Origin of the sequence: Nocardioides luti (assembly GCF_014212315.1) — a bacterium.
GTDB lineage: Bacteria > Actinomycetota > Actinomycetes > Propionibacteriales > Nocardioidaceae > Nocardioides > Nocardioides luti.
Window position 1 is genome coordinate 3,263,755 of sequence record NZ_JACKXE010000001.1, and the last position, 23,855, is coordinate 3,287,609.

At 70.1% G+C, this 23,855-nt stretch carries 36 protein-coding genes; 31 read left to right on the top strand and 5 right to left on the bottom strand.

The features are described from left to right. The first annotated feature begins 16 nt into the window (after window positions 1-16). The 30 genes from rplB to rplQ all read left to right on the top strand — a co-directional run bounded on the left by rplB (window position 17) and on the right by rplQ (window position 19,328). Window positions 17-853, top strand: a complete 837-nt coding sequence (rplB, locus tag H5V45_RS15465) for a 50S ribosomal protein L2 (protein ID WP_185253749.1) — start codon at window positions 17-19, stop codon at window positions 851-853. A gap of 5 nt (window positions 854-858) precedes the next feature. Continuing rightward, on the top strand, window positions 859-1,140 hold the full coding sequence (rpsS, locus tag H5V45_RS15470) for a 30S ribosomal protein S19 (RefSeq protein ID WP_185253750.1): 282 nt from the start codon (window positions 859-861) through the stop codon (window positions 1,138-1,140). Further along, a complete protein-coding gene (rplV, locus tag H5V45_RS15475; protein WP_185253751.1) occupies window positions 1,137-1,577 on the top strand; it encodes a 50S ribosomal protein L22 in 441 nt (146 codons plus the stop codon). The genes rpsS and rplV overlap by 4 nt, the downstream gene beginning before the upstream one ends. Further along, window positions 1,577-2,407, top strand: a complete 831-nt coding sequence (gene rpsC, locus H5V45_RS15480; protein ID WP_185253752.1) for a 30S ribosomal protein S3 — start codon at window positions 1,577-1,579, stop codon at window positions 2,405-2,407. The genes rplV and rpsC overlap by 1 nt, the downstream gene beginning before the upstream one ends. Before the next feature lie 3 nt (window positions 2,408-2,410). After that, window positions 2,411-2,830 (top strand): 50S ribosomal protein L16, encoded by a 420-nt coding sequence (gene rplP, locus H5V45_RS15485; RefSeq protein ID WP_185253753.1) that lies wholly within the window; start codon window positions 2,411-2,413, stop codon window positions 2,828-2,830. Continuing rightward, on the top strand, window positions 2,830-3,072 hold the full coding sequence (rpmC, locus tag H5V45_RS15490) for a 50S ribosomal protein L29 (RefSeq protein WP_185253754.1): 243 nt from the start codon (window positions 2,830-2,832) through the stop codon (window positions 3,070-3,072). The genes rplP and rpmC overlap by 1 nt, the downstream gene beginning before the upstream one ends. Next, window positions 3,069-3,347: a 30S ribosomal protein S17 gene (rpsQ, locus tag H5V45_RS15495; protein WP_185253755.1), complete on the top strand. Its 279-nt coding sequence runs from the start codon at window positions 3,069-3,071 to the stop codon at window positions 3,345-3,347. Before rpmC ends, rpsQ begins: the two co-directional genes overlap by 4 nt. A 73-nt stretch (window positions 3,348-3,420) precedes the next feature. Next, window positions 3,421-3,789, top strand: coding sequence for a 50S ribosomal protein L14 (rplN, locus tag H5V45_RS15500; protein WP_185253756.1), 369 nt, complete (start codon window positions 3,421-3,423; stop codon window positions 3,787-3,789). 3 nt (window positions 3,790-3,792) lie between these two features. Beyond that, window positions 3,793-4,155, top strand: a complete 363-nt coding sequence (gene rplX / locus H5V45_RS15505) for a 50S ribosomal protein L24 (RefSeq protein WP_221634025.1) — start codon at window positions 3,793-3,795, stop codon at window positions 4,153-4,155. Next, window positions 4,155-4,739, top strand: coding sequence for a 50S ribosomal protein L5 (gene rplE, locus H5V45_RS15510; RefSeq protein WP_185253757.1), 585 nt, complete (start codon window positions 4,155-4,157; stop codon window positions 4,737-4,739). The genes rplX and rplE overlap by 1 nt, the downstream gene beginning before the upstream one ends. A 1-nt stretch (window position 4,740) precedes the next feature. Next, complete coding sequence (locus H5V45_RS15515; RefSeq protein ID WP_011757321.1) at window positions 4,741-4,926, top strand: type Z 30S ribosomal protein S14; 186 nt, start codon at window positions 4,741-4,743, stop codon at window positions 4,924-4,926. Window positions 4,927-5,029: 103 nt separating this feature from the next. Then, the gene (gene rpsH / locus H5V45_RS15520; protein WP_182524550.1) at window positions 5,030-5,437 is read left to right on the top strand and encodes a 30S ribosomal protein S8; all 408 of its coding nucleotides are present in this window, start codon (window positions 5,030-5,032) and stop codon (window positions 5,435-5,437) included. A 28-nt stretch (window positions 5,438-5,465) separates the two neighbouring features. Beyond that, a complete protein-coding gene (gene rplF, locus H5V45_RS15525; protein WP_185253758.1) occupies window positions 5,466-6,005 on the top strand; it encodes a 50S ribosomal protein L6 in 540 nt (179 codons plus the stop codon). 3 nt (window positions 6,006-6,008) lie between these two features. Beyond that, window positions 6,009-6,392 carry a 50S ribosomal protein L18 gene (gene rplR / locus H5V45_RS15530; RefSeq protein WP_185253759.1) on the top strand — a complete coding sequence of 128 codons (384 nt, stop codon included), beginning with the start codon at window positions 6,009-6,011 and terminating at the stop codon, window positions 6,390-6,392. Between the two features lie 37 nt (window positions 6,393-6,429). Then, a complete protein-coding gene (gene rpsE, locus H5V45_RS15535) occupies window positions 6,430-7,041 on the top strand; it encodes a 30S ribosomal protein S5 (protein WP_185253760.1) in 612 nt (203 codons plus the stop codon). After that, window positions 7,041-7,223, top strand: coding sequence for a 50S ribosomal protein L30 (rpmD, locus tag H5V45_RS15540; RefSeq protein WP_185253761.1), 183 nt, complete (start codon window positions 7,041-7,043; stop codon window positions 7,221-7,223). The genes rpsE and rpmD overlap by 1 nt, the downstream gene beginning before the upstream one ends. Window position 7,224: 1 nt before the next feature. Continuing rightward, the gene (gene rplO, locus H5V45_RS15545; protein ID WP_185253762.1) at window positions 7,225-7,665 is read left to right on the top strand and encodes a 50S ribosomal protein L15; all 441 of its coding nucleotides are present in this window, start codon (window positions 7,225-7,227) and stop codon (window positions 7,663-7,665) included. A 165-nt stretch (window positions 7,666-7,830) separates the two neighbouring features. Continuing rightward, window positions 7,831-9,123: a preprotein translocase subunit SecY gene (gene secY, locus H5V45_RS15550; RefSeq protein ID WP_185253763.1), complete on the top strand. Its 1,293-nt coding sequence runs from the start codon at window positions 7,831-7,833 to the stop codon at window positions 9,121-9,123. After that, window positions 9,123-9,698 carry an adenylate kinase gene (locus tag H5V45_RS15555; protein ID WP_185253764.1) on the top strand — a complete coding sequence of 192 codons (576 nt, stop codon included), beginning with the start codon at window positions 9,123-9,125 and terminating at the stop codon, window positions 9,696-9,698. Before secY ends, H5V45_RS15555 begins: the two co-directional genes overlap by 1 nt. Before the next feature lie 6 nt (window positions 9,699-9,704). After that, window positions 9,705-10,523 carry a type I methionyl aminopeptidase gene (map, locus tag H5V45_RS15560; RefSeq protein WP_185253765.1) on the top strand — a complete coding sequence of 273 codons (819 nt, stop codon included), beginning with the start codon at window positions 9,705-9,707 and terminating at the stop codon, window positions 10,521-10,523. A gap of 92 nt (window positions 10,524-10,615) precedes the next feature. Beyond that, complete coding sequence (locus H5V45_RS15565) at window positions 10,616-11,599, top strand: TerC/Alx family metal homeostasis membrane protein (protein ID WP_185253766.1); 984 nt, start codon at window positions 10,616-10,618, stop codon at window positions 11,597-11,599. Window positions 11,600-11,630: 31 nt separating this feature from the next. Further along, on the top strand, window positions 11,631-13,967 hold the full coding sequence (locus H5V45_RS15570) for an FHA domain-containing protein (protein WP_185253767.1): 2,337 nt from the start codon (window positions 11,631-11,633) through the stop codon (window positions 13,965-13,967). A 54-nt stretch (window positions 13,968-14,021) separates the two neighbouring features. Further along, window positions 14,022-15,068, top strand: coding sequence for an LLM class flavin-dependent oxidoreductase (locus tag H5V45_RS15575; protein ID WP_343061586.1), 1,047 nt, complete (start codon window positions 14,022-14,024; stop codon window positions 15,066-15,068). A 278-nt stretch (window positions 15,069-15,346) separates the two neighbouring features. Continuing rightward, window positions 15,347-15,568, top strand: coding sequence for a translation initiation factor IF-1 (infA, locus tag H5V45_RS15580; RefSeq protein WP_026145687.1), 222 nt, complete (start codon window positions 15,347-15,349; stop codon window positions 15,566-15,568). A 22-nt stretch (window positions 15,569-15,590) separates the two neighbouring features. Beyond that, window positions 15,591-15,704 (top strand): 50S ribosomal protein L36, encoded by a 114-nt coding sequence (rpmJ, locus tag H5V45_RS15585; protein ID WP_056862094.1) that lies wholly within the window; start codon window positions 15,591-15,593, stop codon window positions 15,702-15,704. Window positions 15,705-15,901: 197 nt separating this feature from the next. Next, window positions 15,902-16,276, top strand: a complete 375-nt coding sequence (gene rpsM, locus H5V45_RS15590) for a 30S ribosomal protein S13 (RefSeq protein ID WP_185253768.1) — start codon at window positions 15,902-15,904, stop codon at window positions 16,274-16,276. A gap of 67 nt (window positions 16,277-16,343) precedes the next feature. Beyond that, on the top strand, window positions 16,344-16,751 hold the full coding sequence (rpsK, locus tag H5V45_RS15595; RefSeq protein WP_090849777.1) for a 30S ribosomal protein S11: 408 nt from the start codon (window positions 16,344-16,346) through the stop codon (window positions 16,749-16,751). 31 nt (window positions 16,752-16,782) lie between these two features. Further along, the gene (rpsD, locus tag H5V45_RS15600) at window positions 16,783-17,391 is read left to right on the top strand and encodes a 30S ribosomal protein S4 (protein ID WP_185253769.1); all 609 of its coding nucleotides are present in this window, start codon (window positions 16,783-16,785) and stop codon (window positions 17,389-17,391) included. 108 nt (window positions 17,392-17,499) lie between these two features. Further along, the gene (locus H5V45_RS15605) at window positions 17,500-18,516 is read left to right on the top strand and encodes a DNA-directed RNA polymerase subunit alpha (RefSeq protein ID WP_185253770.1); all 1,017 of its coding nucleotides are present in this window, start codon (window positions 17,500-17,502) and stop codon (window positions 18,514-18,516) included. Window positions 18,517-18,611: 95 nt separating this feature from the next. Next, window positions 18,612-19,328: a 50S ribosomal protein L17, sunset domain variant gene (gene rplQ / locus H5V45_RS22890; protein WP_185253771.1), complete on the top strand. Its 717-nt coding sequence runs from the start codon at window positions 18,612-18,614 to the stop codon at window positions 19,326-19,328. Window positions 19,329-19,392: 64 nt separating this feature from the next. Here rplQ and H5V45_RS15615 read toward each other — a convergent pair whose 3' ends face one another. The 3 genes from H5V45_RS15615 to H5V45_RS15625 all read right to left on the bottom strand — a co-directional run bounded on the left by H5V45_RS15615 (window position 19,393) and on the right by H5V45_RS15625 (window position 21,584). Next, window positions 19,393-20,130 carry a DUF2786 domain-containing protein gene (locus H5V45_RS15615; protein ID WP_185253772.1) on the bottom strand — a complete coding sequence of 246 codons (738 nt, stop codon included), beginning with the start codon at window positions 20,128-20,130 and terminating at the stop codon, window positions 19,393-19,395. A gap of 58 nt (window positions 20,131-20,188) precedes the next feature. Beyond that, a complete protein-coding gene (locus H5V45_RS22715) occupies window positions 20,189-21,154 on the bottom strand; it encodes a ketopantoate reductase family protein (protein WP_185253773.1) in 966 nt (321 codons plus the stop codon). A 73-nt stretch (window positions 21,155-21,227) separates the two neighbouring features. Further along, on the bottom strand, window positions 21,228-21,584 hold the full coding sequence (locus H5V45_RS15625; RefSeq protein WP_185253774.1) for a GntR family transcriptional regulator: 357 nt from the start codon (window positions 21,582-21,584) through the stop codon (window positions 21,228-21,230). Window positions 21,585-21,639: 55 nt separating this feature from the next. Here H5V45_RS15625 and H5V45_RS15630 point away from each other — a divergent pair, with 55 nt between their 5' ends. Next, a complete protein-coding gene (locus tag H5V45_RS15630) occupies window positions 21,640-22,554 on the top strand; it encodes a carbohydrate kinase family protein (RefSeq protein ID WP_185253775.1) in 915 nt (304 codons plus the stop codon). A 9-nt stretch (window positions 22,555-22,563) separates the two neighbouring features. Here the strand turns inward: H5V45_RS15630 and H5V45_RS15635 are convergent, their stop codons facing one another. Both H5V45_RS15635 and H5V45_RS15640 read right to left on the bottom strand, forming a co-directional pair. Beyond that, window positions 22,564-22,890, bottom strand: a complete 327-nt coding sequence (locus tag H5V45_RS15635) for a hypothetical protein (protein ID WP_185253776.1) — start codon at window positions 22,888-22,890, stop codon at window positions 22,564-22,566. Beyond that, window positions 22,887-23,768 (bottom strand): collagen-like protein, encoded by an 882-nt coding sequence (locus H5V45_RS15640; protein ID WP_185253777.1) that lies wholly within the window; start codon window positions 23,766-23,768, stop codon window positions 22,887-22,889. The genes H5V45_RS15635 and H5V45_RS15640 overlap by 4 nt, the downstream gene beginning before the upstream one ends. Between the last annotated feature and the right edge of the window lie 87 nt (window positions 23,769-23,855).

The following is a 23,855-nucleotide window of genomic DNA, read 5'->3' on the forward strand; positions in this document are numbered from 1 at the left end:
AGGGATTCAGAGAATCATGGCTATTCGCAAGTACAAGCCGACCACCCCGGGCCGTCGTGGCTCCTCGGTGGCCGACTTCGTCGAGATCACCCGGACCACTCCGGAGAAGTCGCTGACGCGTCCGCTGCCCAAGAAGGGCGGCCGCAACAACCAGGGCCGGATCACCACCCGGCACCAGGGTGGCGGTCACAAGCGGGCCTACCGCATCATCGACTTCCGTCGCTACGACAAGGACGGTGTCCCGGCCAAGGTCGCGCACATCGAGTACGACCCCAACCGCACCGCGCGCATCGCGCTGCTGCACTACGCCGACGGCGAGAAGCGGTACATCATCGCGCCGAAGGACCTCGTGCAGGGCACGCCGGTCGAGTCGGGCGTCGGTTCCGACATCAAGCCGGGCAACAACCTGCCGCTGCGCAACATCCCCGTCGGTACGACCATCCACTGCGTGGAGCTTCGTCCCGGTGGCGGTGCCAAGATCGCCCGCTCCGCCGGCATGAGCGCCCAGCTCGTCGCCAAGGAGGGCTCGCGCGCCACCCTGCGCCTGCCGTCCGGCGAGATGCGCTTCGTCGACGTGCGCTGCCGCGCCACCGTCGGTGAGGTCGGCAACGCCGAGCAGTCCAACATCAACTGGGGCAAGGCCGGCCGCATGCGCTGGAAGGGCAAGCGCCCGACCGTCCGCGGTGTCGTCATGAACCCTGTCGACCACCCGCACGGTGGTGGCGAGGGCAAGACGTCCGGTGGTCGTCACCCGGTGTCCCCCTGGGGCAAGCCCGAGGGCCGCACGCGCAAGCGCAAGGCCTCCGACTCCCAGATCATCCGTCGCCGCAAGTCCGGCAAGGGTAGGAAGTAAACGACATGCCTCGCAGCCTGAAGAAGGGCCCCTTCGTCGACGGCCACCTGATCAAGAAGGTGGACGCCGAGAACGAGAAGGGCAGCCACAACGTGATCAAGACCTGGTCGCGTCGTTCGATGATCGTGCCGGACATGATCGGTCACACGATCGCCGTGCACGACGGCCGCAAGCACGTTCCCGTGTTTGTCACCGACGCGATGGTCGGTCACAAGCTCGGCGAGTTTGCCCCCACCCGCACCTACCGCGGGCACGTGAAGGAAGACCGGAAGGGACGTCGTCGATGAGCACCACCGAGCGCAATCGCACCAGCGCCCGTCGCGAGTCGCTGCTCGGCGACCAGCCGGGCTCCTTCGCCACCGCCCGCTTCGTGCGGATCACCCCGATGAAGGCCCGCCGTGTCGTCGACATGGTCCGCGGTCTCCGCGTCGACGAGGCCCTCGCGCTGCTGCAGTTCGCACCGCAGGCCGCCTCCGAGACCGTCTACAAGGTGCTCGAGAGCGCGATCGCGAACGCCGAGACGACCGAGTCGCTCGACGCCGCTGACCTCGTGGTCTCGGTCGCCCGGGTGGACGAGGGTCCGACCATGAAGCGCTGGCGCCCCCGGGCCCAGGGCCGGGCGACGCGCATCAACAAGCGCACGAGCCACATCACGCTGGCGGTTCAGCCGGCCGCGGTGGTGGCCGAGAAGAAGGCCACCCCCACGAAGAGGAAGAGTGCCTGATGGGCCAGAAGATCAACCCGAACGGCTTCCGCCTCGGCATCTCCACGGACCACAAGAGCCGTTGGTACGCCGACAAGCTGTACAAGGCCTACGTCGGTGAGGACGTCGCCATCCGCAAGCTCCTGTCGAAGGGCATGGAGCGGGCCGGTATCGCCAAGGTCGAGATCGAGCGCACCCGTGACCGCGTCCGTGTGGACATCCACACCGCGCGTCCCGGCATCGTCATCGGTCGCCGTGGCGCCGAGGCCGACCGCATCCGCGGCGAGCTCGAGAAGCTCACGGGCAAGCAGGTGCAGCTGAACATCCTCGAGGTCAAGAACCCCGAGATGGACGCGCAGCTGGTCGCCCAGGGCGTTGCCGAGCAGCTCTCCGGTCGTGTGCAGTTCCGTCGCGCCATGCGCAAGGCGATGCAGACCACGATGCGGTCCGGTGCCAAGGGCATCCGGATCCAGTGCTCCGGTCGGCTCAACGGCGCGGAGATGTCGCGCACCGAGTTCTACCGCGAGGGTCGCGTCCCGCTGCACACGCTGCGTGCCGACATCGACTACGGCTTCTACGAGGCCAAGACGACCTTCGGCCGCATCGGCGTGAAGGTCTGGATCTACAAGGGCGAGGTCGCCGGCTCCCGTGCCGAGCGTCAGGCCCAGGCCGCTGCCCGCGCCGGTGTCCCCGGCCGCGGCGGCAGCCGTCCGCCCGCCCGTGGTGGTGAGCGCCCGAGCCGCGGCACGCGCGCCGACCGTCCCACGCGCAGCGACCGCACCGACGCTCCCGCGACCGAGGCTCCGGCCGAGGCCGCGGCGCCCGCCGCTGACGCTCCGAAGGAGGCCTGAGCCATGTTGATGCCCCGTCGTGTCAAGCACCGCAAGCAGCACCACCCCAAGCGGACGGGTGCGGCCAAGGGTGGGACCAAGCTCGCCTTCGGCGACTTCGGTCTCCAGGCCATGGGCCCGGCGTACGTCACGAACCGCCAGATCGAGTCGGCGCGTATCGCGATGACCCGCCACATGAAGCGCGGCGGAAAGGTGTGGATCAACATCTACCCGGACCGCCCGCTGACGAAGAAGCCGGCCGAGACCCGCATGGGTTCCGGTAAGGGCTCGCCCGAGTGGTGGGTCGCCAACGTCAAGCCCGGCCGTGTCATGTTCGAACTCTCCGGTGTGGACGAGGCGACCGCTCGTGAGGCCATGCGCCTCGCGATGCACAAGCTGCCCCTGAAGTGCCGGTTCATCTCGCGAGAGGCGGGTGAATTCTGATGGTTACCACCGCTCACGAGCTCGACGAGATGACGAACGTCGACATCGAGGCCAAGCTGCGCGAGGCCAAGGAGGAGCTGTTCAACCTCCGTTTCCAGGCGGCCACCGGCCAGCTGGAGAGCCACGGCCGGCTGCGCACGGTCAAGAAGGACATCGCCCGGATCTATACCGTGGTGCGCGAGCGCGAGCTCGGCATCCGGACCGCCCCGGGCTCCAGCAACAACGAGGATGGTGCCGCATGAGCGAGCAGACCGCGACGTCGACCGAGCGCAACGCTCGCAAGGTCCGTGAGGGCCTGGTCGTCAGCGACAAGATGGACAAGACCGTGGTCGTGTCCGTCGAGGACCGCGTGAAGCACGCGCTCTACGGCAAGGTCCTCCGCCGCACGAGCAAGCTGAAGGCTCACGACGAGGCGAACGCCTGTGGCATCGGCGACCGGGTCCTGATCATGGAGACCCGGCCGCTGTCCGCCACCAAGCGCTGGCGCATCGTCGAGATCCTCGAGAAGGCCAAGTAACACACCCATCGAGTTCGGCAAGGCTCGGGCTCCGTGAGGGCACGAGAACCAGCACGACAACCAGGAGAAACTGATGATCCAGCAGGAGTCGCGACTCAAGGTCGCCGACAACACCGGTGCGAAGGAAATCCTCTGCATCCGTGTTCTCGGCGGTTCGGGTCGGCGCTACGCCGGTATCGGCGACACGATCGTCGCCACCGTCAAGGACGCGATCCCCGGCGGCAACGTGAAGAAGGGTGACGTCGTCAAGGCCGTCATCGTGCGCACCGTCAAGGAGCGCCGCCGTGCCGACGGTTCGTACATCCGCTTCGACGAGAACGCCGCCGTGATCCTCAAGAACGACGGCGAGCCGCGAGGCACCCGCATTTTCGGCCCCGTGGGCCGCGAGCTGCGCGAGAAGAAGTTCATGAAGATCATCTCGCTCGCGCCGGAGGTGCTCTGACTCATGAGTAAGAGCCTGAACATCAAGAAGGGCGACACCGTCAAGGTGATCGCTGGCAAGGACAAGGGCGCCGAGGGCAAGGTGATCCAGGTCCTCCGCGAGGAGAACCGGGTGATCGTCGAGGGTGTCAACCGCATCAAGCGGCACACCAAGGTCGTCAACCAGGGCGGTCGCGCTGGCACGACCGGCGGCATCATCACCGCCGAGGCCCCGATCCACGTCTCCAACGTGATGCTCGTCGAGGGCGACGGCGTGACCCGGATCGGCTTCCGCCGTGACGAGGTCACCAAGCGCCGGCCCGACGGTTCGACGTACTCGTCGACGCGCAGCGTGCGCATCTCGCGCAAGACCGGCAAGGAAATCTGATGACCGAGACCCAGACCGAGAACGCCTCCGGCGACTACGCCGGCCCGCGTCTCAAGGCTCGCTACCGCGAGGAGATCCTCCCCGCGCTCAAGTCCGAGTTCGAGATCCAGAACGTCATGCAGGTGCCCGGCCTGACCAAGATCGTGGTCAACATGGGTGTCGGCGAGGCCGCTCGCGACTCGAAGCTGATCGAGGGTGCGGTCAAGGACCTCACCGCGATCACCGGCCAGAAGCCGCTGGTCACGAAGGCCCGCAAGTCCATCGCCCAGTTCAAGCTGCGTGAGGGCATGCCGATCGGCGCGCACACCACGCTGCGCGGCGACCGGATGTGGGAGTTCCTCGACCGGCTGCTGTCGCTCGCGCTGCCCCGTATCCGTGACTTCCGTGGTCTGAACCCGAACCAGTTCGACGGCCGTGGCAACTACACCTTCGGTCTCACCGAGCAGGTCATGTTCCACGAGATCGACCAGGACCGGATCGACCGCTCGCGCGGCATGGACATCACGATCGTCACCACGGCCACCACCGACGACCAGGGTCGGGCGCTGCTCAAGCAGCTCGGCTTCCCGTTCAAGGAGAACTGACATGGCGAAGACTGCGCTCAAGGTCAAGGCGGCTCGCAAGCCCAAGTTCGCGGTGCGCGGCTACACCCGTTGCCAGCGCTGCGGCCGGCCCAAGGCCGTCTACCGGAAGTTCGGCCTGTGCCGCATCTGCCTGCGCGAGATGGCGCACCGCGGCGAGCTGCCCGGCGTGACCAAGTCTTCTTGGTGACCCACCTCCCGGTGACCCCCACCACCTTCAACAACAAACGATCGCTGCAGGTCGCGCCTGAGGTGCAGGTGCGAAACCACGGTGGAGAAAGGGCCTCGCGGCCATGACGATGACTGACCCGATCGCAGACATGCTCACTCGTCTGCGCAACGCCAACCAGGCGTACCACGATGCGGTGACCATGCCGTACAGCAAGCTCAAGCAGGGTGTCGCCGACATCCTGAAGCAGGAGGGCTACATCACGTCGTACGACGTGGCGGAGCCCGCCGAGGGCGAGGTCGGCAAGACGCTGACCATCACGCTCAAGTACGGCCGCAACCGGGAGCGTTCCATTGCGGGCGTGCGCCGGATCAGCAAGCCCGGTCTCCGGGTCTACGCCAAGCACACGGGTCTCCCGAAGGTGCTCGGCGGCCTGGGCGTCGCGATCATCTCGACGAGCCAGGGCCTGCTGACCGACCGCCAGGCCAACCAGAAGGGCGTGGGTGGGGAAGTCCTCGCCTACGTCTGGTAACGACGAGACCGAACAGGAGATCTGAAGCATGTCGCGTATTGGCAAGCTCCCCATCGCGGTCCCGTCGGGTGTCGACGTCGCGATCGCCGAGCAGCTGGTGACCGTCAAGGGCCCCAAGGGCACCTTGTCGCACACCGTCGCCTCGCCGATCACCGTCGAGCAGGGCGAGAGCGCGCTCGAGGTCAAGCGTCCCGACGACGAGCGCGAGAGCCGCTCGCTGCACGGGCTGACCCGCACGTTGATCAGCAACATGGTCGTCGGTGTCACCGACGGCTACGAGAAGAAGCTCGAGATCGTGGGCGTGGGTTACCGCGTCCTGTCGAAGGGTCCGACCCAGCTGGAGTTCCAGCTCGGGTACTCCCACTCGATCGTGTTCGACGCCCCCGCGGGCATCACCTTCACGGTCGAGAGCCCGACCAAGCTCGGCGTCCAGGGCATCGACAAGCAGCTCGTCGGCGAGACGGCCGCCAAGATCCGCAAGCTGCGCAAGCCCGAGCCCTACAAGGGCAAGGGCGTCCGCTACGCCGGCGAGCACATCCGCCGCAAGGTCGGAAAGGCCGGTAAGTAACCCATGGCGATCTCACTCAAGAACAACAAGCACACCGCAGGCCGCGTCAAGTCGCGTCTGCGCCGACAGGTCCGGGGTCGCAAGAAGATCTCCGGCACTGCCGAGCGCCCGCGCCTGGTGGTCACCCGGTCGTCGAAGCACATCACCGCCCAGGTCGTGGACGACCTGGTCGGCAAGACGATCGCGTTCGCGTCCACCACGGAGAAGGACCTCCGGTCCTTCGACGGTGACAAGACTGCCAAGGCCCAGAAGGTCGGTGCCCTCGTCGCCGAGCGCGCCAAGGCCGTCGGCGTCGACGGCGTGGTCTTCGACCGCGCCGGCAACAAGTACCACGGTCGCATCGCGGCCCTTGCCGATGGCGCCCGCGAGGGCGGCCTGACGTTCTGATGGCTACAGGCTTGCAAGGAAGAGAAGAGGAAGACTCATGAGCGGAGCCCAGCGCGGACAGCGTGCCGGTGGCGAGCGCCGTGGAAACCGTGACGACCGTCGCGGTGGCCAGGGTGCTGACAAGACCGCCTACATCGAGCGGGTCGTCGCGATCAATCGCGTCGCCAAGGTCGTGAAGGGTGGTCGTCGCTTCAGCTTCACCGCCCTCGTGGTCGTCGGTGACGGCGAAGGAATGGTCGGCGTCGGCTACGGCAAGGCCAAGGAAGTTCCCGCGGCGATCGCCAAGGGTGTCGAGGAGGCGAAGAAGGCTTTCTTCCGCGTCCCCCGCATCCAGGGCACGATCCCTCACCCGGTCCAGGGTGAGAAGGCCGCGGGCGTCGTCCTGCTGCGCCCCGCCTCGCCCGGTACCGGCGTCATCGCCGGTGGCCCGGTGCGTGCGGTGCTCGAGTGCGCCGGCATCCACGACGTCCTGAGCAAGTCGCTCGGGTCGTCCAACCAGATCAACATCGTCCACGCGACGGTCGAGGCGCTCCGCATGCTGGAGCAGCCCGAGGCCGTGGCGGCGCGGCGTGGCCTCCCGGTCGAGGCGGTCGCTCCGGCGGCGCTCCTCCGGGCCCGGGCCGAGGTCGCCCAGGGGGCTGGTCAGTGATGGCGCGCCTCAAGGTCGAGCAGAAGAAGGGCATCATCGGCGTCAAGGCCAACCAGCGGGAGACCCTGCGCACGCTGGGTCTCAAGCGGATCGGTGATGTCGTCGTCAAGGAGGACCGCCCGGAGATCCGTGGCATGGTCAACACCGTTCGTCACCTGGTGACGTTCGAGGAGGTCGACTGACATGACGCTCAAGCTGCACCACCTGCGTCCGGCCCCCGGCGCCAAGACCGCGAAGACCCGTGTCGGTCGCGGTGAGGGCTCCAAGGGCAAGACCGCGGGCCGCGGTACCAAGGGCACCAAGGCTCGCTACCAGGTTCCGGTCGCCTTCGAGGGTGGCCAGATGCCGATCCACATGCGGCTCCCCAAGCTGAAGGGGTTCAAGAACCCCTTCAAGGTGGAGTTCCAGGTCGTGAACCTGGACCGCATCACCGAGCTCTTCCCCGAGGGCGGGACCGTGGGCGTCTCCGAGCTGGTCGCCAAGGGCGCCGTTCGCGACGGCCACCCGGTCAAGGTCCTCGGTCAGGGCGACATCTCCGTGAAGGTCGAGGTGACCGCGAACGCGTTCTCCTCCTCCGCCAAGGAGAAGATCGAGGCAGCGGGCGGCACCACCACGGTGCTGTGACCTGTTTCAAGTGACACCTGCGAGGGGCGCGGACGGCAACTGCTGACCGCGCCCCTCAGCCCGTCCCGTGGGCACCATCGAGACCTGTGGGCCGCCTGTTAGGCTTCCCCGGGTCTTCGTGGGAGTTGAGCGAGGGCCGACCCCCGCTTGGAGAAAGAGGATGTCTTGCTGAGCGCGTTCGCCAATGCTTTCCGAACCCCGGACCTGCGGCGCAAGCTGCTGTTCGTGCTGATGATCATCACGATCTTCCGGCTCGGTTCGCAGATCCCGGCTCCCGGTGTGAACGTCGCCAACGTCCAGGAGTGCATCGGCTCCCAGACCAACAGCGCCTACAGCCTCATCAACCTGTTCTCCGGCGGCGCGCTGCTCCAGCTGACGATCTTCGCGCTGGGGATCATGCCGTACATCACCGCCAGCATCATCCTGCAGCTGCTCGTCGTGGTCATCCCGCGGCTCGAAGCGCTGAAGAAGGAGGGCCAGGCGGGCCAGACCAAGATCACGCAGTACACCCGCTACCTCACCCTGGGTCTCGCGCTCCTGCAGGCGACCGGCATCGTCGCGCTGGCGCGCTCGGGGAACCTGCTCCAGAACTGCTCGGGCTCGCTGCTGCACAGCGACAGCACCTCGACGTTCCTCGTCATGGTCGTCACCATGACCGCCGGCACCGCCGTCATCATGTGGCTCGGCGAGCTGATCACCGACCGCGGCATCGGCAACGGCATGTCGCTGCTGATCTTCACGCAGGTCGTCTCGGGCTTCCCCGGCTCTTTGTGGGCCGTCGGCAAGTCCAAGGGCTGGTGGGTCTTCGCGGTCGTGATCCTGATCGGGCTCGTGGTCATCGCGGCGGTCATCTTCATCGAGCAGGCGCAGCGCCGCATCCCGGTGCAGTACGCCCGCCGGATGGTCGGCCGCAAGATGTTCGGTGGCAGCTCGACCTACATCCCGCTCAAGGTCAACCAGGCCGGCGTCATCCCGGTCATCTTCGCCTCGTCGCTGCTCTACCTGCCGGCGATGGCGGCGCAGTTCAACCGGGACAGCTCCTCGAAGTGGGTCGTGTTCATCAACGACTACCTCGTCAAGGGCAGCCACCCGCTCTACATGCTCGCGTTCTTCCTGCTCATCGTCTTCTTCACCTACTTCTACGTCTCGATCACCTTCAACCCCGAAGAGGTCGCGGACAACATGAAGAAGTACGGCGGCTTCATCCCCGGGATCCGGGCGGGCAAGCCGACCGAGGACTACCTGTCCTACGTCCTGTCCCGCATCACGCTGCCGGGCGCGCTCTACCTCGGTCTGATCGCCCTGATCCCTCTGATCGCCTTCGTGTTCATCAACGCGAACCAGAACTTCCCGTTCGGCGGCACCTCCATCCTGATCATGGTGGGCGTCGCACTCGACACGGTGAAGCAGATCGAGAGCCAGCTCCAGCAGCGCAACTACGAAGGATTCCTGCGCTGATGCGACTGATCATGATGGGCCCGCCCGGGGCCGGGAAGGGCACCCAGGCGAAGTTCGTCGCCGAGCACTTCGGCATCCCCGCGATCTCGACGGGCGACATCTTCCGGTCCAACGTCTCCGAGGGCACGCCGCTCGGGGTCGAGGCCAAGCGGTACATGGACGCAGGTGAGTACGTCCCCGACGAGGTCACCAACAAGATGGTCCGCAACCGGATCGACGAGGACGACGCGACGCCGGGGTTCCTGCTCGACGGGTACCCCCGCACGCTCGCCCAGGTCGAGGAGCTCGACGGGATGATCAAGTTCACCGGTCACTCGCTCGACGCCGTCGTCGTGCTGACCGTGGACCCGGACGAGATCGTCCAGCGGCTGCTGCAGCGCGCCCAGGTCGAGGGGCGCACCGACGACACCGAGGACGTCATCCGCCGGCGCCAGGAGCTGTACGGCGAGGAGACCGAGCCGCTCATCGAGGTCTACCGCGACCGCGGGCTCATCGTCGAGGTCGACGGGATGGGTGAGGTCGCCGACGTGACCGGCCGCATCTTCGAGGCCCTCGACATCATCCCCGAGAGCTGACCCGCCGTGGTCTTCCTGGACCGGGGCGTCGAGATCAAGACCCCCGACCAGATCGCCCTCATGCGCCGGGCCGGACTGGTGGTGGGGGAGACCCTGGAGCTGATGCGCGCGAGCGCCCGGGCCGGGATCTCCACCGGTGAGCTCGACGCGATCGCCGAGGACAACATCCGCGGCGCGGGTGCGGTCCCGTCGTTCAAGGGCTACCACGGCTTCCCGGGGTCCATCTGCGCGTCGGTGAACGACGAGGTCGTGCACGGCATCCCCGGTGAGCGAGTGCTCGCGGAGGGAGACGTCGTCTCCATCGACTGCGGCGCCATCGTCGAGGGCTGGCACGGCGACGCGGCGATCACCGTCGCCATCGGGGAGGTGCCCACCGAGGTCACCGAGCTGATGCGGGTCACCGAGGAGGCGATGTGGCGCGGGATCGGCGCCGCCCGCCTCGGCGGCCGGGTCACCGACATCTCGCACGCCGTCGAGTCCCACGTGCGCAGCCAGGGCAGCTACGGCGTCCTGGAGGACTACGTCGGGCACGGCATCGGCTCCGCGATGCACCAGCCGCCCAACGTCCCGAACTACGGCCGCGCCGGCCGTGGCCCCAAGCTCGTCCAGGGCCTGGCCCTCGCGGTCGAGCCGATGATCACGCTCGGCGGCAAGGACACCGTCGTCCTCGACGACGACTGGACGGTCGTCACGGCCGACGGCACCTGGTCGGCCCACTTCGAGCACACCTTCACCCTCACGCCGCAGGGCGCGTGGGTCCTGACCGCCCTGGACGGCGGCGAGGCCGCGCTGAGCGCCCTCGGCGTCCCTTTCGGTGGACGGTAGGTTGAACACCCTGGGGTGCGCCGTCCGGCGTGCCCGGCCGGCGTGAGCGCCGCCCCCCGACCCGACACCGACCTTCTGGAAAGGCCGACGCCGTGGATGTAGCACCCTGGCTCTGGTGGACCACCGTCCTCGTCACGACGGGGCTCCTGCTCGTCGACGTCTTCATCATCGGACGCCGTCCGCACGAGCCGAAGACCCGTGAGCTGGTGACGCACCTCGCCGGGTTCGTCGCGCTGGCCGTGCTCTTCGGCATCGGCGTGTGGTACTTCGCCGGTGGGCAGTACGGCGGGGAGTTCTTCGCCGGCTGGCTGACGGAGTACTCCCTCTCCGTCGACAACCTCTTCATCTTCATCATCATCATGGCCAAGCTCCAGGTCCCCCGGGAGTACCAGCAGACCGCCCTGCTGATCGGCATCGTGATCGCGCTGGTCATGCGCGGCATCTTCATCGCGCTCGGCGCGGCCGCCATCTCGAACTTCAGCTGGATCTTCTACCTCTTCGGGCTGTTCCTGGTCTACACGGCCTACAAGCTCGCCAAGGACGACGACGACGACGGCGACCAGTACGACGAGCCCCGGATCGTGGCCTTCGCCCGCAAGCGGCTCCCGGCCACCGACCAGTGGAACGGCGTGAAGCTGAGCGTCAAGGAGAACGGCAAGCGCCTCGTCACGCCGATGGCGATCGTGGTGCTGTCCCTCGGTCTCACCGACCTGCTCTTCGCGCTCGACTCGATCCCGGCGATCTACGGCCTGACCGACGAGCCCTACCTCGTCTTCACCGCCAACGTCTTCGCGCTCATGGGGCTGCGCCAGCTCTACTTCCTCATCGGCGACCTGCTCCAGCGCCTGGTCTACCTGTCCTACGGGCTGGCCTTCCTGCTGTTCTTCATCGGCGTGAAGCTGATCCTCGAGGCGCTGCACCTCAACGAGCTGCCGTTCGTCAACGGCGGCGAGCACATCGAGTGGGCGCCCGAGATCCCGATCTGGCTCTCGCTGGTCGTCATCATCGGTACGCTCGCCGTGACCACGGTGGCCAGCCTCGCGAAGGACCGGGCGGACCACCGCAGCGCAGGCTGAGCACGCGCCGGCCACGAACCTGTCGGGGGACATGAGCACCGCACCATCGGGGGTCCGGCTCAGCTGGGGGAGCACCGTCGTGGTGCTGACCGAGGACGTCGTCGTGCTCGGTCGCGACCTGTCCTGCGACGTGGTCCTCGGGGCCGAGGACGTCTCGCGGCGGCACGCCGAGCTGCGGCGCACCGGCGACGACTGGTGCGTCGTCGACCTGGCCAGCACCAACGGCACCTGGCTCGAGGGCCGGCGCGTCGACCGCGAGCGGCTCGACGCCGGACGCGCGAGCAGGCTGCTCGTCGGCGGCCCGGCCGGGGTGGCCGTGCTGGTCGAGCCGCTCGCGGTGCGCGAGCCGCGGCCCGTCCCGGAGGCCCCGGGGCCTGCCGCTCCCGTCATACCTCCCGGCCGGCTGGCGGACGGCGCCGCCGTCCTGCCCGTACGCCGGCCCGCCGGTCGGGTCCTGACCATCGGCCGGACCCGCAGCAACGACGTGGTGCTCGACGACCCGCTCGTCTCGCGGCAGCACGCGACGCTCGAGCCGGGCGCCCCGGCCGTGCTGCGCGACCTCGAGAGCTTCAACGGGACCTTCGTCAACGGTCACCGGATCGACGGCGCCGTGCCGCTGGCGGTCGGTGACGAGGTGATCGTCGGGCACCAGGCCTTCGGCTGGGACGGGAGCCAGCTGGTCGCCCGCACGACCCGCCACGACCTGACGCTGCACGCCGAGCACCTGACCACGACGGTGGCCCGCGGCAAGCGCCTGCTCGACGACGTCTCCTTCGAGCTCGCGCCGTCGACGCTGACCGCCGTCATCGGCCCGTCCGGCGCCGGCAAGTCCACGCTGCTGGGCGCGCTCACCGGCCTGCGCCCGGCGACCCGCGGCCGGGTGGTGTGGCAGGGGCACGACCTCTACACGCACTACGAGCAGCTCCGCTTCCAGATCGGGCGGGTGCCGCAGCAGGACATCCAGCACCCGCAGCTGACGGTGCGCCAGGGGCTGACCTACGCCGCCCGCCTGCGGCTCCCGCCCGACACCTCGGCCGACGAGTGCGCGGCGCGCGTGGACCGCGTGGTCGCCCAGCTGCAGCTCGAGGACCAGATCGACCTGCGGATCGGGACCCAGCTCTCGGGCGGCCAGCGCAAGCGGGTCTCGATCGCCACCGAGCTGCTCACGGCCCCGCCGCTGCTCTTCCTCGACGAGCCGACCTCCGGCCTCGACCCCGGCCTGGACCGGGACGTGATGCGCCAGCTCCGCCACCTCGCCGACGAGGGCCGGGTGGTCGTCGTGGTGACGCACTCCGTGCTCGCCCTCGACGGGTGCGACCGGGTGATGGTGATGGCACCCGGCGGGCGGCTGGCCCACGTCGGCCCGCCGGGCGGCGTGCTGGCGCACTTCGGCGCCGCGGACTACCCGGCGGTCTTCGACCTCCTCGACGCGCCCGACCCGGTGGACCGGTCGACCCCGCCGACCCCGGCGAGGACGGGCGAGGTCGACCGGCTGCCCGCGCTCAACGGCCCCGTGCCGCCCCCGCCCCGCCAGAGCTTCGGGCGCCAGCTGTCGACGCTCGTGCGGCGCAACCTCGCGGTCACGGCCGCCGACCGGCTGCTCCTCGGGCTGCTGGTCCTGATGCCGCTCGTGCTGGGCGGCCTGAGCCGTGTCGTCCAGGGCGGGCACGGTCTGTCGATCCTCGGGACCGGCGGCGAGGGCCCGCCCCTGGCCGGCGAGGTCGTCCAGCGGCTGACGATCCTCGTGGTGGCCGCCGCGCTGATGGGCACGGCGGTGACGGTGCGCGAGCTGGTCAAGGAGCGGGCCATCTTCCAGCGGGAGTACGCCGTCGGCCTCTCGCCCGGTGCCTACCTGCTCGCCAAGGTGCTGGTGCTCGGCACCGCGGCGTTCCTGCAGGGCGTGCTCGTCACCTGGCTGGCGACGGTCGGCCTGCCCGGGCCGGACGACGGGGGAGTCCTCGGGCTCGGCACGCTGGAGGTCGCGCTCGCGATCGGGGCCGTGTCCGCCACGATGGCGGTGGCCGGTCTCGCGGTCTCCGCCGTGGTGACCAGCTCCGAGCAGACGATGCCGGCGCTCGTCGGGCTCGTGATGCTGCAGCTGGTGCTCTCCGGCGCCCTCGTCGAGGTGTCCGGCCGGCCCTTCCTCGAGCAGCTGGCCTGGCTGGCGCCGGGCCGCTGGGGCTACGCGCTCTGTGCCGCGACCGTCGACCTGGAGCGCCCCGAACGGGGGCGCCCGGGCCAGGTCGTGGACGGCCTGTTCGCGCACACGTCCGGCCAGTGGTGGGCGGACCTGCTGGTGCTGGTCGTGCTGGCCGCCACCACCCTGGGCGGGGCGCTGCTGCTCGTCCGCCGCAGCGCCCGCGGCTGACCCTGAGAACGGCCCGGCCGGAATAGACCGGCCGCCGCGCGGGGTTGTGCCCAGGTGAGCTCCGAACGCCCGACCCTGTCCGTGCTCGACCTCGTGCCCGTGCGCAGCGACCAGACGACGTCGCACGCCATCGCCTCCAGCGTCGCGCTCGCGCGCGCGGCCGACGACCTGGGCTACCGCCGCTACTGGGTGGCCGAGCACCACAACATGCCCGCGGTCGCGGCCACCAACCCGCCCGTCATGATCGCGATGCTGGCCGCCGCCACGCGCTCGATCCGGGTCGGCTCGGGCGGGATGATGCTGCCCAACCACGCGCCGCTCGTCGTCGCGGAGCAGTTCGCCCTGCTCGAGGCGGCCTTCCCGGGTCGCATCGACCTCGGCATCGGCCGGGCACCGGGCACGGACCCGGTCACCAGCTTCGCCCTGCGCCACGGTGCCGGCGGCGTGAGCGACGAGGCCGTGAGCCGCTTCCCGGAGTACGTCGACAACGTGCTGGCCATGATGGAGCCCGAGGGCGTGGGCCTGGCCGTCAACGGTCGCACGCACCCGCTGCGGGCGACGCCGGTCGCGACGTCCGTGCCGACCATCTGGCTGCTCGGCTCGTCGGACTACTCCGCCCGGCTCGCCGCCGAGAAGGGCATGCCCTACGTCTTCGCCCACCACTTCTCCGGGCAGGGGACCGCGGAGGCGCTCGAGCTCTACCGCTCGTCCTTCCGCCCGTCCCCGGAGCTCGCCGAGCCGCGCACGTTCCTCACCGTGAACGCCGCCGTCGCGGCCAGCGACGAGGAGGCCGAGGCGCTCGCGCTGCCTCAGCTCCTCGCGATGCTCGCCCTGCGCACCGGCCAGCCGCTCACCCCGCAGCGGACCGTCGAGGAGGCCGAGAAGGTCGAGGTGCCCGAGGCGCACCGCCCGCTGCTCGAGGCGATGCGGTCGCGCTGGGTGATCGGCGGCCCCGAGCGGGCCCGCGATGCGGTGGCCCGGCTCGCTGCGACGTACGCTGTGGACGAGGTCATGATCCACCCGGTGGCCGGCGCGCACGAGGGCACGGAGCCCGCCTCCAGCCCGGCGCGCGAGGAGACCCTCCGCCTGCTGGCGGGGTGAGCCACCCGGCTCCGCCCGATTCGTGTTTCGCGGGCGTTTCCCACTAAACTGGCGTGTCGGCCCAACGTGGGTCTGCTTCGTGGTGCCTCGTGGCTGCCCGGAAGCATCAGTCGAGTCGCTCTCGAGCGTCTCGTGGTGTGCCCGGGAAGAGGAACCCCGAGCGGCTGCACGAGGTCCACCGCCCTCCGGGGCGGAGGTTCCCGGGCCACCTGGCCGTCGGACCGATCCGGCGGACAGTGCACGAACGGTAGACATTCGACCGACAGATTGTGGAGGACATGCCGAAGAAAGAAGGCGTGATCGAGCTCGAGGGCACCATTACGGAGGCCCTGCCGAATGCGATGTTCCGCGTGGAGCTGAGCAACGGGCACAAGGTGCTCGCCCACATCAGCGGCAAGATGCGCCAGCACTACATCCGGATCCTCCCCGAGGACCGCGTGGTGGTGGAGCTCTCGCCGTACGACCTCACCCGAGGTCGGATCGTCTACCGCTACAAGTAGCCAGCCGAGAGGACCTCCTTCGATGAAGGTCAACCCCAGCGTCAAGAAGATCTGCGACAAGTGCCAGGTGATCCGTCGCCACGGCCGCGTCATGGTCATCTGCGAGAACCCGCGTCACAAGCAGCGCCAGGGCTGATCGCGCAGCGATCAGCACCGCACAACTGAACACCACTCAACGTGATCGCTTAGGTCTCGACCGACGAGAGTCGCCGGGACCGAACCACCTCCGGAGCAGAAGGCCGGAGCCCGCCCGACGAGGGGCGGGATGCGACACGACCAAAAACCTCTGTGATCACCGAAGGGCCTGAGCCCTTTGAAAGGAATGGCCAGACAATGGCACGCCTCGTTGGTGTGGACCTCCCGCGCGACAAGCGCATCGAGATCGCACTCACCTACATCTACGGCATCGGCCGTACCCGCGCCCAGCAGCTGCTCGCCGAGACCGGGGTCAGCCCCGACCTCCGCGTCCACCAGCTGGGAGACGAAGAGCTGGTCAAGCTCCGTGACGCGATCGAAGCCAACTTCAAGATCGAGGGTGACCTCCGTCGCGAGGTCCAGGCAGACATCCGTCGCAAGATCGAGATCGGCAGCTACCAGGGTCGTCGCCACCGCATGGGCCTTCCGGTCCGCGGTCAGCGCACCAAGACCAACGCCCGCACCCGCAAGGGTCCGAAGCGCACGGTTGCCGGCAAGAAGAAGTCCAAGTGATCCGTCGGCCCACGCCGCGTCACTGACCTCAGCACTCACCCAGACCAGCTACTTCAGGAGAAACTGAATGCCTCCCAAGAGCCGCACAGCGGCCGGCGCCAAGAAGGTGCGCCGCAAGGAGAAGAAGAACGTCGCTCAGGGCGAAGCCCACATCAAGAGCACGTTCAACAACACCATCGTCACGATCACGGACCCCACCGGTGCCGTGATCTCGTGGGCCTCTGCCGGCACCGTCGGCTTCAAGGGCTCGCGCAAGTCCACCCCGTTCGCCGCACAGATGGCCGCCGAGGCCGCGGGTCGTCGGGCGATGGAGCACGGGATGAAGAAGATCGACGTCTTCGTGAAGGGCCCCGGTTCGGGCCGCGAGACGGCGATCCGTTCGCTGGGTGCGATCGGCCTCGAGGTCGGCACCATCCAGGACGTCACCCCCACGCCCCACAACGGATGCCGGCCGCCCAAGCGCCGTCGCGTCTGATCACCCGAGACTGAACAGGAGACTTTGAGCTATGGCCCGTTACACCGGCCCCATGACCAAGAAGTCGCGCCGTCTCGGTGTCGACCTCGTTGGTGGCGACCAGGCTTTCGAGCGTCGCCCGTACCCCCCCGGCCAGCACGGCCGCGGCCGCATCAAGGAGAGCGAGTACCTCCTCCAGCTTCGCGAGAAGCAGAAGGCGCGCATCTCCTACGGCGTTCTCGAGCGTCAGTTCCACAACTACTACGTCGAGGCCTCGCGCCGCACCGGCAAGACCGGTGACAACCTCCTGCAGCTGCTGGAGTGCCGCCTCGACAACGTGGTGTACCGCGCCGGGTTCGCCCGCACGCGCCGTCACGCCCGTCAGCTCGTCGTGCACGGTCACTTCAAGGTGAACGGCCGGAAGGTCGACATCCCGTCCTTCCAGGTCACCGCCCACGACGTGATCGACGTGCGCGAGAAGTCGCTGGAGATGACCCCGTTCATCGTCCTGCGCGAGACGCACGGCGAGCGCGTCGTCCCCGCGTGGCTCGAGGCCCTGCCGAACCGCATGCGGATCCTCGTGCACCAGCTCCCCGTCCGGGCCCAGATCGACATCCCGGTCCAGGAGCAGCTGATCGTCGAGTACTACTCGAAGAAGTAACACCCTCGGGGGCACCTCGGGTTCCACCCGGGGTGCCGCCACCTTCCTTTTCACCTTCATTGTTCGGGCCCGTCAAATGGTGGGCGGCCCCGGAAAGGAAAGAATTCAGTGCTTATCGCTCAGCGCCCCACGCTGTCGGAAGAGTCCGTCGACGAGTTCCGCTCGCGCTTCGTGATCGAGCCGCTCGAGCCCGGCTTCGGCTACACGCTCGGCAACTCGCTGCGTCGTACCCTCCTCTCGTCGATCCCCGGTGCCTCGGTCACGAGCATCAAGGTCGACACCGTCCTCCACGAGTTCTCGACGATCGAGGGCGTCAAGGAGGACCTCACCGAGGTCATCCTCAACCTGAAGGGCCTGGTCGTCTCCTCGGAGCACGACGAGCCCGTCACGATGTACCTCCGCAAGTCCGGTGCCGGCCTCGTCACCGCCGCCGACATCGCGCCCCCGGCCGGTGTCGAGGTGCACAACCCCGACCTCGTCATCGCGACCCTGTCCGACAAGGGCAAGCTCGAGATGGAGCTGGTCGTCGAGCGTGGCCGCGGCTACGTCTCGGCCGTCCAGAACAAGGGCGCCGACAACGAGATCGGCCGGATGCCGGTCGACTCGATCTACAGCCCCGTGCTGAAGGTGACCTACAAGGTCGAGGCGACCCGTGTCGAGCAGCGCACCGACTTCGACAAGCTCGTCATCGACGTCGAGACCAAGCCGTCGATCCGTCCCCGCGACGCGATCGCCTCGGCCGGCAAGACCCTCGTCGAGCTGTTCGGCCTCGCCCGCGAGCTGAACGTCGAGGCCGAGGGCATCGACATCGGCCCGTCGCCCGTCGACGAGCAGCTGGCTGCCGACCTCGCCCTCCCGGTCGAGGACCTGCAGCTGACCGTCCGGTCCTACAACTGCCTCAAGCGCGAGGGCATCCACACCGTGGGTGAGCTCATCTCGCGCTCGGAGCAGGACCTGCTCGACATCCGCAACTTCGGTGCGAAGTCGATCGACGAGGTCAAGGCCAAGCTGGTCGAGATGGGCCTGTCCCTCAAGGACAGCGCGCCCGGCTTCGACCCGCACGCCGCCCTGGCGGCGTACGGCGACGACGACGACGACGCGTTCGTCGAGGACGAGCAGTACTGAGTCTCGACACGGCCCTCGGGCCACTCGACCACCGAGCACTTCCCAGCACCATCTATCCGAGTACCTAGTACGGCTCGGGAGAAACGAGAGAAGCCATGCCTACTCCCAAGAAGGGTCCCCGCCTCGGCGGTAGCCCGGCCCACCAGCGCCTCATCATCGCGAACCTGGCGACGGCGCTGTTCGAGCACGGTCGGATCACGACCACCGAGGCGAAGGCCCGCGTCCTGCGGCCGCACGCCGAGAAGCTGATCACCAAGGCGAAGAAGGGCGACCTGCACAACCGCCGCGAGGTCCTCAAGACCATCCGCGACAAGTCGGTCGTGCACACCCTCTTCACCGAGATCGGCCCGTCGTTCGCCGAGCGTCCCGGTGGCTACACCCGGATCACGAAGATCGGTCCCCGCAAGGGCGACAACGCGCCCATGGCCGTGATCGAGCTCGTGACCGAGGCGTACGCCCCCAAGGCGCCGTCCACGAAGGCCCGCACCACGACCGCCCCGAAGGCCGCTCCGGCCGAGGAGCCCGTGACCGAGGAGACCGTGGCCGACGAGGAGACCGTCGTTCCGGTCGAGGGCGTCGACACCGACGTCTTCGAGGAGACCGAGGGCGGGACGAGCGGCAAGTACGCCGGCTCCAGCGTCCCGCTCGAGGACGCCGCCAAGGCGCCCGAGGGCTTCCCGATCAAGGGCAACGAGGACTCGATGAAGTACCACACGCCCGACGGGCAGTGGTTCGAGCAGACCACGGCCGAGGTCTGGTTCGACTCCGAGGAGTCGGCCCAGGCGGCCGGATTCACCAAGGCCGGCGAGTAGTCCTCACCGACTGCTCCTGGTCGAGCGGCCCGTCACCCTCCGGGGTGGCGGGCCGTTCGCCGTCTCAGGACCCGTGCAACGCGCGGCGGCCGCCGCCCACGCGGGTCGCACCGAGGTCGGCGCGCTGGCCGGCGGCCCAGCCGTCGCCCGTCCCCGAGCCCGACAGGCTGCGGCCCCGGGCGGTGCGGACGTCGGGGTAGGCCGTCTCCATGGCGTGGACGACCTCCGCGGACCGGTCGGCCAGCACCAGGGCGCCGGACGTGCCCGACGCGGCGAAGCGCGGTGCCGCGTGCTGCTGCGCCCGGGCCTCGGCGTCCACGAGGCGACGCCCGACGGCCATCCGGAAGCCGGCCAGCCAGGAGCGCCGGAAGGCGGCCTTGTGCTCGTGGAGCGGCACCGGGGTCCGGGCCAGGGCGTGGGCCGACTGCAGCAGCAGGCTGGTCCACAGCAGCTCGGCGCGCTCGAGGTCGGACGTGTGTCCGAACAGGTGCAGGGAGAGCTCGGTGGGACCCGCGCCGCGCCGGCTGCGCTGCACCGCCGTGCAGCGCAGGCTGGTCGCGACGGTGGCGAGCAGGTCGAGCTTGTCGGCGGCGTACGGTGCGTCGACGTCGACGACGCGGTCGCCGACGGGATCGGTGCGGGGGTCGGCCTGCGCCAGCAGGGCCCGGTCGATGCCGTAGTCGGCGATCAGCTGCGTCGCCTTGGCCGTGCAGGCCTCCGCCTCGTGCGCGGTCGCGGCGGGGTCCTCGGCGAGGGCCAGCAGCTTGCGCACCTTGGCGAGGATCGGGTCGTGGTCGTTCATCGGGCCTCCGTCCGGTCGGGGGACCGAGGCTCGCACCGACCGGGGACAGTCACGGCGGTCAGGGGAGCCGGGCCAGGAGCTCGGCGGCGTCGAGGCTGCGGGGGACGCCCCCCGAGGCGGCCAGGGCGGTCGTGGCGCGCTGCACGGCCTCGTTGACGGGCGCCGCGAGGCCGTGCAGGCGGGCGACCAGGACGATCTCGCCCGAGAGGTAGTCGACCTCGACGGGTCCGCCCCGGGTCACGCTCTGCCAGGTCGAGCCCCCGGTGTCGGCAGGGTCGGGCGCGTCCGTGCGGCGGCGCAGGGTCTCGCCACGTCGGGCGCGGTCGTCCGCCGCGCTGGTGACCGGGATGCCGGCGCGGTGCAGGACGTCCTCGCCCTCGGTCTGCGCGCGGTCGGCGAGCTCGTCGGCCGCCGGGCCGGGGGCGAAGGACGCGTCGACGCCGTTGCCGAGGTTCATCAGGAGCTTGCGGTGCTTCCACGCCATGATGTCGGCGCGCGGCACGGACCCGAACCCGGCGCGGCGGAGGTCGGCGGCGACCGCGTCGGTCACGTCGTCGGTGCCGTCGGGGAACCGACCGGTGTCGAGGATCCCGGGCACCGGGTCGCACTTCTGCACCACGACCCCGGGCTCGAGGTGGGTGGCGGGGAGCATCACGCAGACGGCGTACGTCCGGGCGAAGCGGCGCAGCACGGCGCTCTCGTTGGCCACGCCGTTCTGCACGCAGACGACCGGGGTGCCGGGCGGGGCGTGGGCGGCGAGGTCGTCGAGTGCGGAGGCCGTCTGGTGGGACTTCACGGCGAGCAGGACGACGGTGTCGTCGGTCCAGGCGACGTCGGCGACCGAGCCGGTGGCCGCCGCGTCGATGACGTGGCGCCCGTCGGCCGCGTCGAGGACGAGTCCGTCGCGCCGGATCGCCGCCAGGTGCTCCCCGCGGGCGACGAGGGTGGTGGGCAGGCCGGCCAGGTGGAGGCGGGCGCCGATGACGCCGCCGACGGCACCGGTCCCGAGCACGACGTGTCTCACCCGTCCGAGCCTACGGTGGCCCGTCGTGGTGGTCCGGGGCGGTGGGCCGCCGGGCGCCGCCCCGACGGCGGTCTCACCAGGAGCGGGCGAGCAGTGCGGTGGCCTCCTCGAGCGTGAGCCCGAGCCGGCGGGCGGTGGCGGCGTACGACGTGGCGGCGTCGGCGGCCTCGGTGCCGCTGGCGGCCCGGGCGGTCAGGGGGACCGAGGTGCCGCGACGTCCCTCGGTGACGACGACCCCGTCGGCCTCGAGCTCGCGGTAGGCGCGGGCCACGGTGTTGGCGGCCAGGTCGAGCTGGGCGGCGAGCGCACGCACCGTCGGGAGCCGGGTCCCGGGCGGCAGGTCGCCCGCAGCGATGCGGGAGGCGAGCTGCACGCGGAGCTGCTCGTACGGCGGCCGGTCGGACGACGGGTCGAGGGGGTGCACGTCCATGAGACGGACCCTACGCGCGGTTCCACGTCGTGCCCGGATGCGGTAGAGAAGGCGCATGGAGCGCGACGTGCTGGTGGTGGGGGAGTCCCTGATCGACATCGTGAAGGGAGCGGACGGGAGCCGGACGGAGTACGCCGGCGGAAGTGCCGCCAACGTCGCGGTGGCGCTCGCGCGGCTGGGGCGGCCGGTGCGCTTCGCGACGAGCTACGCCGACGACGCCCACGGCGCGCTGATCGTGGCGCACCTCGAGAAGGCGGGCGTCCGCCTGGCGTCGGACCCGGCGGCCGTGGCCCGGACCTCGACCGCGCTCGCGACCATCGGCGCGGACGGTGCGGCGCACTACGACTTCGACCTCGAGTGGCGCCTCAACCCCGTCGAGGGGGACGAGCAGCCGCTCGTCGTGCACACCTGTTCGCTGGGAGCCGTGCTGGCGCCGGGCGCCGACGACGTGCTCGCCCTGGTCACGCGGCTGCGCGACGTGGCGACGATCAGCTACGACGTCAACGCCCGCCCCGCGATCACGGGGACCGGTGCCGACGTCGTCGAGCGCGTCGAGCGGGTGGCGTCGGTGAGCGACCTGGTGAAGGCGTCCGACGAGGACCTCACCGCGCTCTACCCCGATCTCGACAACGTCGCGGCGGCCCGGCACCTGCTGGGCCTCGGCCCGGCGGCGGTCGTGGTCACGCGTGGCAGCGAGGGCGCCACCTGGGTCGGCGCCGCGGGCGAGATCGAGGTGGCCTCGCTGCCCGTCGAGGTCGCCGACACGATCGGCGCCGGGGACACCTTCGGCGCGGCGCTCGTCGACGCCCTGTGGGAGCGCGGCCGGCTCGGCGCCGAGCAGCGCGAGGCCCTGCGCGAGCTGACGGCCGCGGAGATCGCAGAGGTGCTGGACCACGCCGCGCGGGCCGCCGCCGTCACCGTCTCCCGACCGGGTGCGGACCCGCCGTACCGCCACGAGCTGGAGGGCTGAGGTCGGCCCTCAGCGCCGGGCGGTCGTCGTCCGTGCCGGCTCCGGCGCCGGGCGGCCGACGAGCCGCACGACGACGGCCCGGCCGCGGACGAGTGTCGCCACCCGGACCTGCCCGGCGTGGGCCGGGAGCCGGGGCACGGCGCGGTGCCCCGGGAGGGTGGCCGTCGCGCCCCGGGCGACCACACGTCCGGTCGCGTCGCGCTGGACGTAGCGCGTGAGCTCGACACCCGGGACCTGGCCCGGTCGCGACGCCTCGGACGGGCCACCCGCGATCCCGGTCGCGACCAGCGCCACGGCGACGGTGGCCGTCCCCAGCCGGGCGGTGCGCCGGCTCACGGCTCGATCCGGAGCGGCGCGGAGGAGTTGTTGATGACCGTGTAGTCGACCGTGTGGTGCACGAGCGACGCGGGGCTCGAGAACGACACGTTGTCGAACAGGCTGACCCCGGGCTGCGAGCCGGGGTTGAAGAAGCCCGGGGTGCAGCCGGAGTTGACCGTCCCGAGGTGCAGCTTGTCGTCGGTCGTGACGGTGCAGGTGATGCTGTTCGCGGTGGCCAGCCACTGGATGGTGCCGTGCTCGGTGGCGATCTGGCTGCCGCCATCGTCGGCCCGGACGGTGTACTCGACCAGGCCGCCCGCGGTCTGCTTGCCGGTCAGCTGGACCGAGAAGATGCTCACGAAGCCGGGCGCGCTGAGCGTGAGGGACTTGGAGCCGGACGTCTGGTTGGTGACGCCGGTCGGGCCCTGCGGGCCCGTGTCGCCCTGCGGGCCCTGCGGGCCTTGGGGGCCTTGGGGGCCGAGGTCGCCCTGGGGTCCTGGGGGTCCGGCCACGCCCTGCGCACCCTGTGGCCCCTGCGGTCCGACCGGTCCGGGGGCGCCGTCGGCACCCGCCGGTCCGATCGGGCCGTCCGCCCCCGTGGCTCCCGTGGCCCCGGCCGGACCGACTGCCCCCGTCTCCCCGGTCGGTCCTGCCGCCCCCGTGGCCCCGGCAGCCCCCGCCGGCCCGCGCACGCTCCACGACACCTTGCGGGCGTGGGGTCCGCAGGCCGCGGTGGCCTTGACGATGCGGACGGCGTGGGTCCCTTTGTCCACGCAGGCGGTGATCCTGGCGCTGCCGCGCTGCTGGAGGTCTGCGGCGGTGGCCGAGCCCCCGACGAGGACCAGCACGGCGACCAGCGCGAGGACGGGACGGTGCGACGCCTTGGTGCGAGACATGCGCAGAACCTCCGGCGCCGCCACAGCAGCCGCGCGAGATGACGCCCCCGTCCTCACCCACGGTAGGGAGCGCCACCCGTGGGGGCC

Excerpts from the sequence above, each read along its gene's own strand:
- rpsS (WP_185253750.1), top strand. The coding sequence starts at position 859 with ATGCCTCGCAGCCTGAAGAAGGGCCCCTTCGTCGACGGCCACCTGATC.
- infA (WP_026145687.1), top strand. The coding sequence starts at position 15,347 with ATGCCGAAGAAAGAAGGCGTGATCGAGCTCGAGGGCACCATTACGGAG.
- rpsQ (WP_185253755.1), top strand. The coding sequence starts at position 3,069 with ATGAGCGAGCAGACCGCGACGTCGACCGAGCGCAACGCTCGCAAGGTC.
- rplP (WP_185253753.1), top strand. The coding sequence starts at position 2,411 with ATGTTGATGCCCCGTCGTGTCAAGCACCGCAAGCAGCACCACCCCAAG.
- rplN (WP_185253756.1), top strand. The coding sequence starts at position 3,421 with ATGATCCAGCAGGAGTCGCGACTCAAGGTCGCCGACAACACCGGTGCG.
- rpsH (WP_182524550.1), top strand. The coding sequence starts at position 5,030 with ATGACGATGACTGACCCGATCGCAGACATGCTCACTCGTCTGCGCAAC.
- H5V45_RS15625 (WP_185253774.1), bottom strand. The coding sequence starts at position 21,584 with ATGGACGTGCACCCCCTCGACCCGTCGTCCGACCGGCCGCCGTACGAG.
- rplE (WP_185253757.1), top strand. The coding sequence starts at position 4,155 with ATGACCGAGACCCAGACCGAGAACGCCTCCGGCGACTACGCCGGCCCG.
- rpmD (WP_185253761.1), top strand. The coding sequence starts at position 7,041 with ATGGCGCGCCTCAAGGTCGAGCAGAAGAAGGGCATCATCGGCGTCAAG.
- rpmC (WP_185253754.1), top strand. The coding sequence starts at position 2,830 with ATGGTTACCACCGCTCACGAGCTCGACGAGATGACGAACGTCGACATC.
- H5V45_RS15555 (WP_185253764.1), top strand. The coding sequence starts at position 9,123 with ATGCGACTGATCATGATGGGCCCGCCCGGGGCCGGGAAGGGCACCCAG.
- rplB (WP_185253749.1), top strand. The coding sequence starts at position 17 with ATGGCTATTCGCAAGTACAAGCCGACCACCCCGGGCCGTCGTGGCTCC.
- rpmJ (WP_056862094.1), top strand. The coding sequence starts at position 15,591 with ATGAAGGTCAACCCCAGCGTCAAGAAGATCTGCGACAAGTGCCAGGTG.
- H5V45_RS15515 (WP_011757321.1), top strand. The coding sequence starts at position 4,741 with ATGGCGAAGACTGCGCTCAAGGTCAAGGCGGCTCGCAAGCCCAAGTTC.
- rplV (WP_185253751.1), top strand. The coding sequence starts at position 1,137 with ATGAGCACCACCGAGCGCAATCGCACCAGCGCCCGTCGCGAGTCGCTG.
- rpsK (WP_090849777.1), top strand. The coding sequence starts at position 16,344 with ATGCCTCCCAAGAGCCGCACAGCGGCCGGCGCCAAGAAGGTGCGCCGC.
- rplQ (WP_185253771.1), top strand. The coding sequence starts at position 18,612 with ATGCCTACTCCCAAGAAGGGTCCCCGCCTCGGCGGTAGCCCGGCCCAC.
- rpsM (WP_185253768.1), top strand. The coding sequence starts at position 15,902 with ATGGCACGCCTCGTTGGTGTGGACCTCCCGCGCGACAAGCGCATCGAG.
- H5V45_RS15640 (WP_185253777.1), bottom strand. The coding sequence starts at position 23,768 with ATGTCTCGCACCAAGGCGTCGCACCGTCCCGTCCTCGCGCTGGTCGCC.
- rplR (WP_185253759.1), top strand. The coding sequence starts at position 6,009 with ATGGCGATCTCACTCAAGAACAACAAGCACACCGCAGGCCGCGTCAAG.
- H5V45_RS15630 (WP_185253775.1), top strand. The coding sequence starts at position 21,640 with ATGGAGCGCGACGTGCTGGTGGTGGGGGAGTCCCTGATCGACATCGTG.
- rplX (WP_221634025.1), top strand. The coding sequence starts at position 3,793 with ATGAGTAAGAGCCTGAACATCAAGAAGGGCGACACCGTCAAGGTGATC.
- H5V45_RS15570 (WP_185253767.1), top strand. The coding sequence starts at position 11,631 with ATGAGCACCGCACCATCGGGGGTCCGGCTCAGCTGGGGGAGCACCGTC.
- H5V45_RS15615 (WP_185253772.1), bottom strand. The coding sequence starts at position 20,130 with ATGAACGACCACGACCCGATCCTCGCCAAGGTGCGCAAGCTGCTGGCC.
- rpsE (WP_185253760.1), top strand. The coding sequence starts at position 6,430 with ATGAGCGGAGCCCAGCGCGGACAGCGTGCCGGTGGCGAGCGCCGTGGA.
- rplO (WP_185253762.1), top strand. The coding sequence starts at position 7,225 with ATGACGCTCAAGCTGCACCACCTGCGTCCGGCCCCCGGCGCCAAGACC.
- rpsC (WP_185253752.1), top strand. The coding sequence starts at position 1,577 with ATGGGCCAGAAGATCAACCCGAACGGCTTCCGCCTCGGCATCTCCACG.
- rplF (WP_185253758.1), top strand. The coding sequence starts at position 5,466 with ATGTCGCGTATTGGCAAGCTCCCCATCGCGGTCCCGTCGGGTGTCGAC.
- rpsD (WP_185253769.1), top strand. The coding sequence starts at position 16,783 with ATGGCCCGTTACACCGGCCCCATGACCAAGAAGTCGCGCCGTCTCGGT.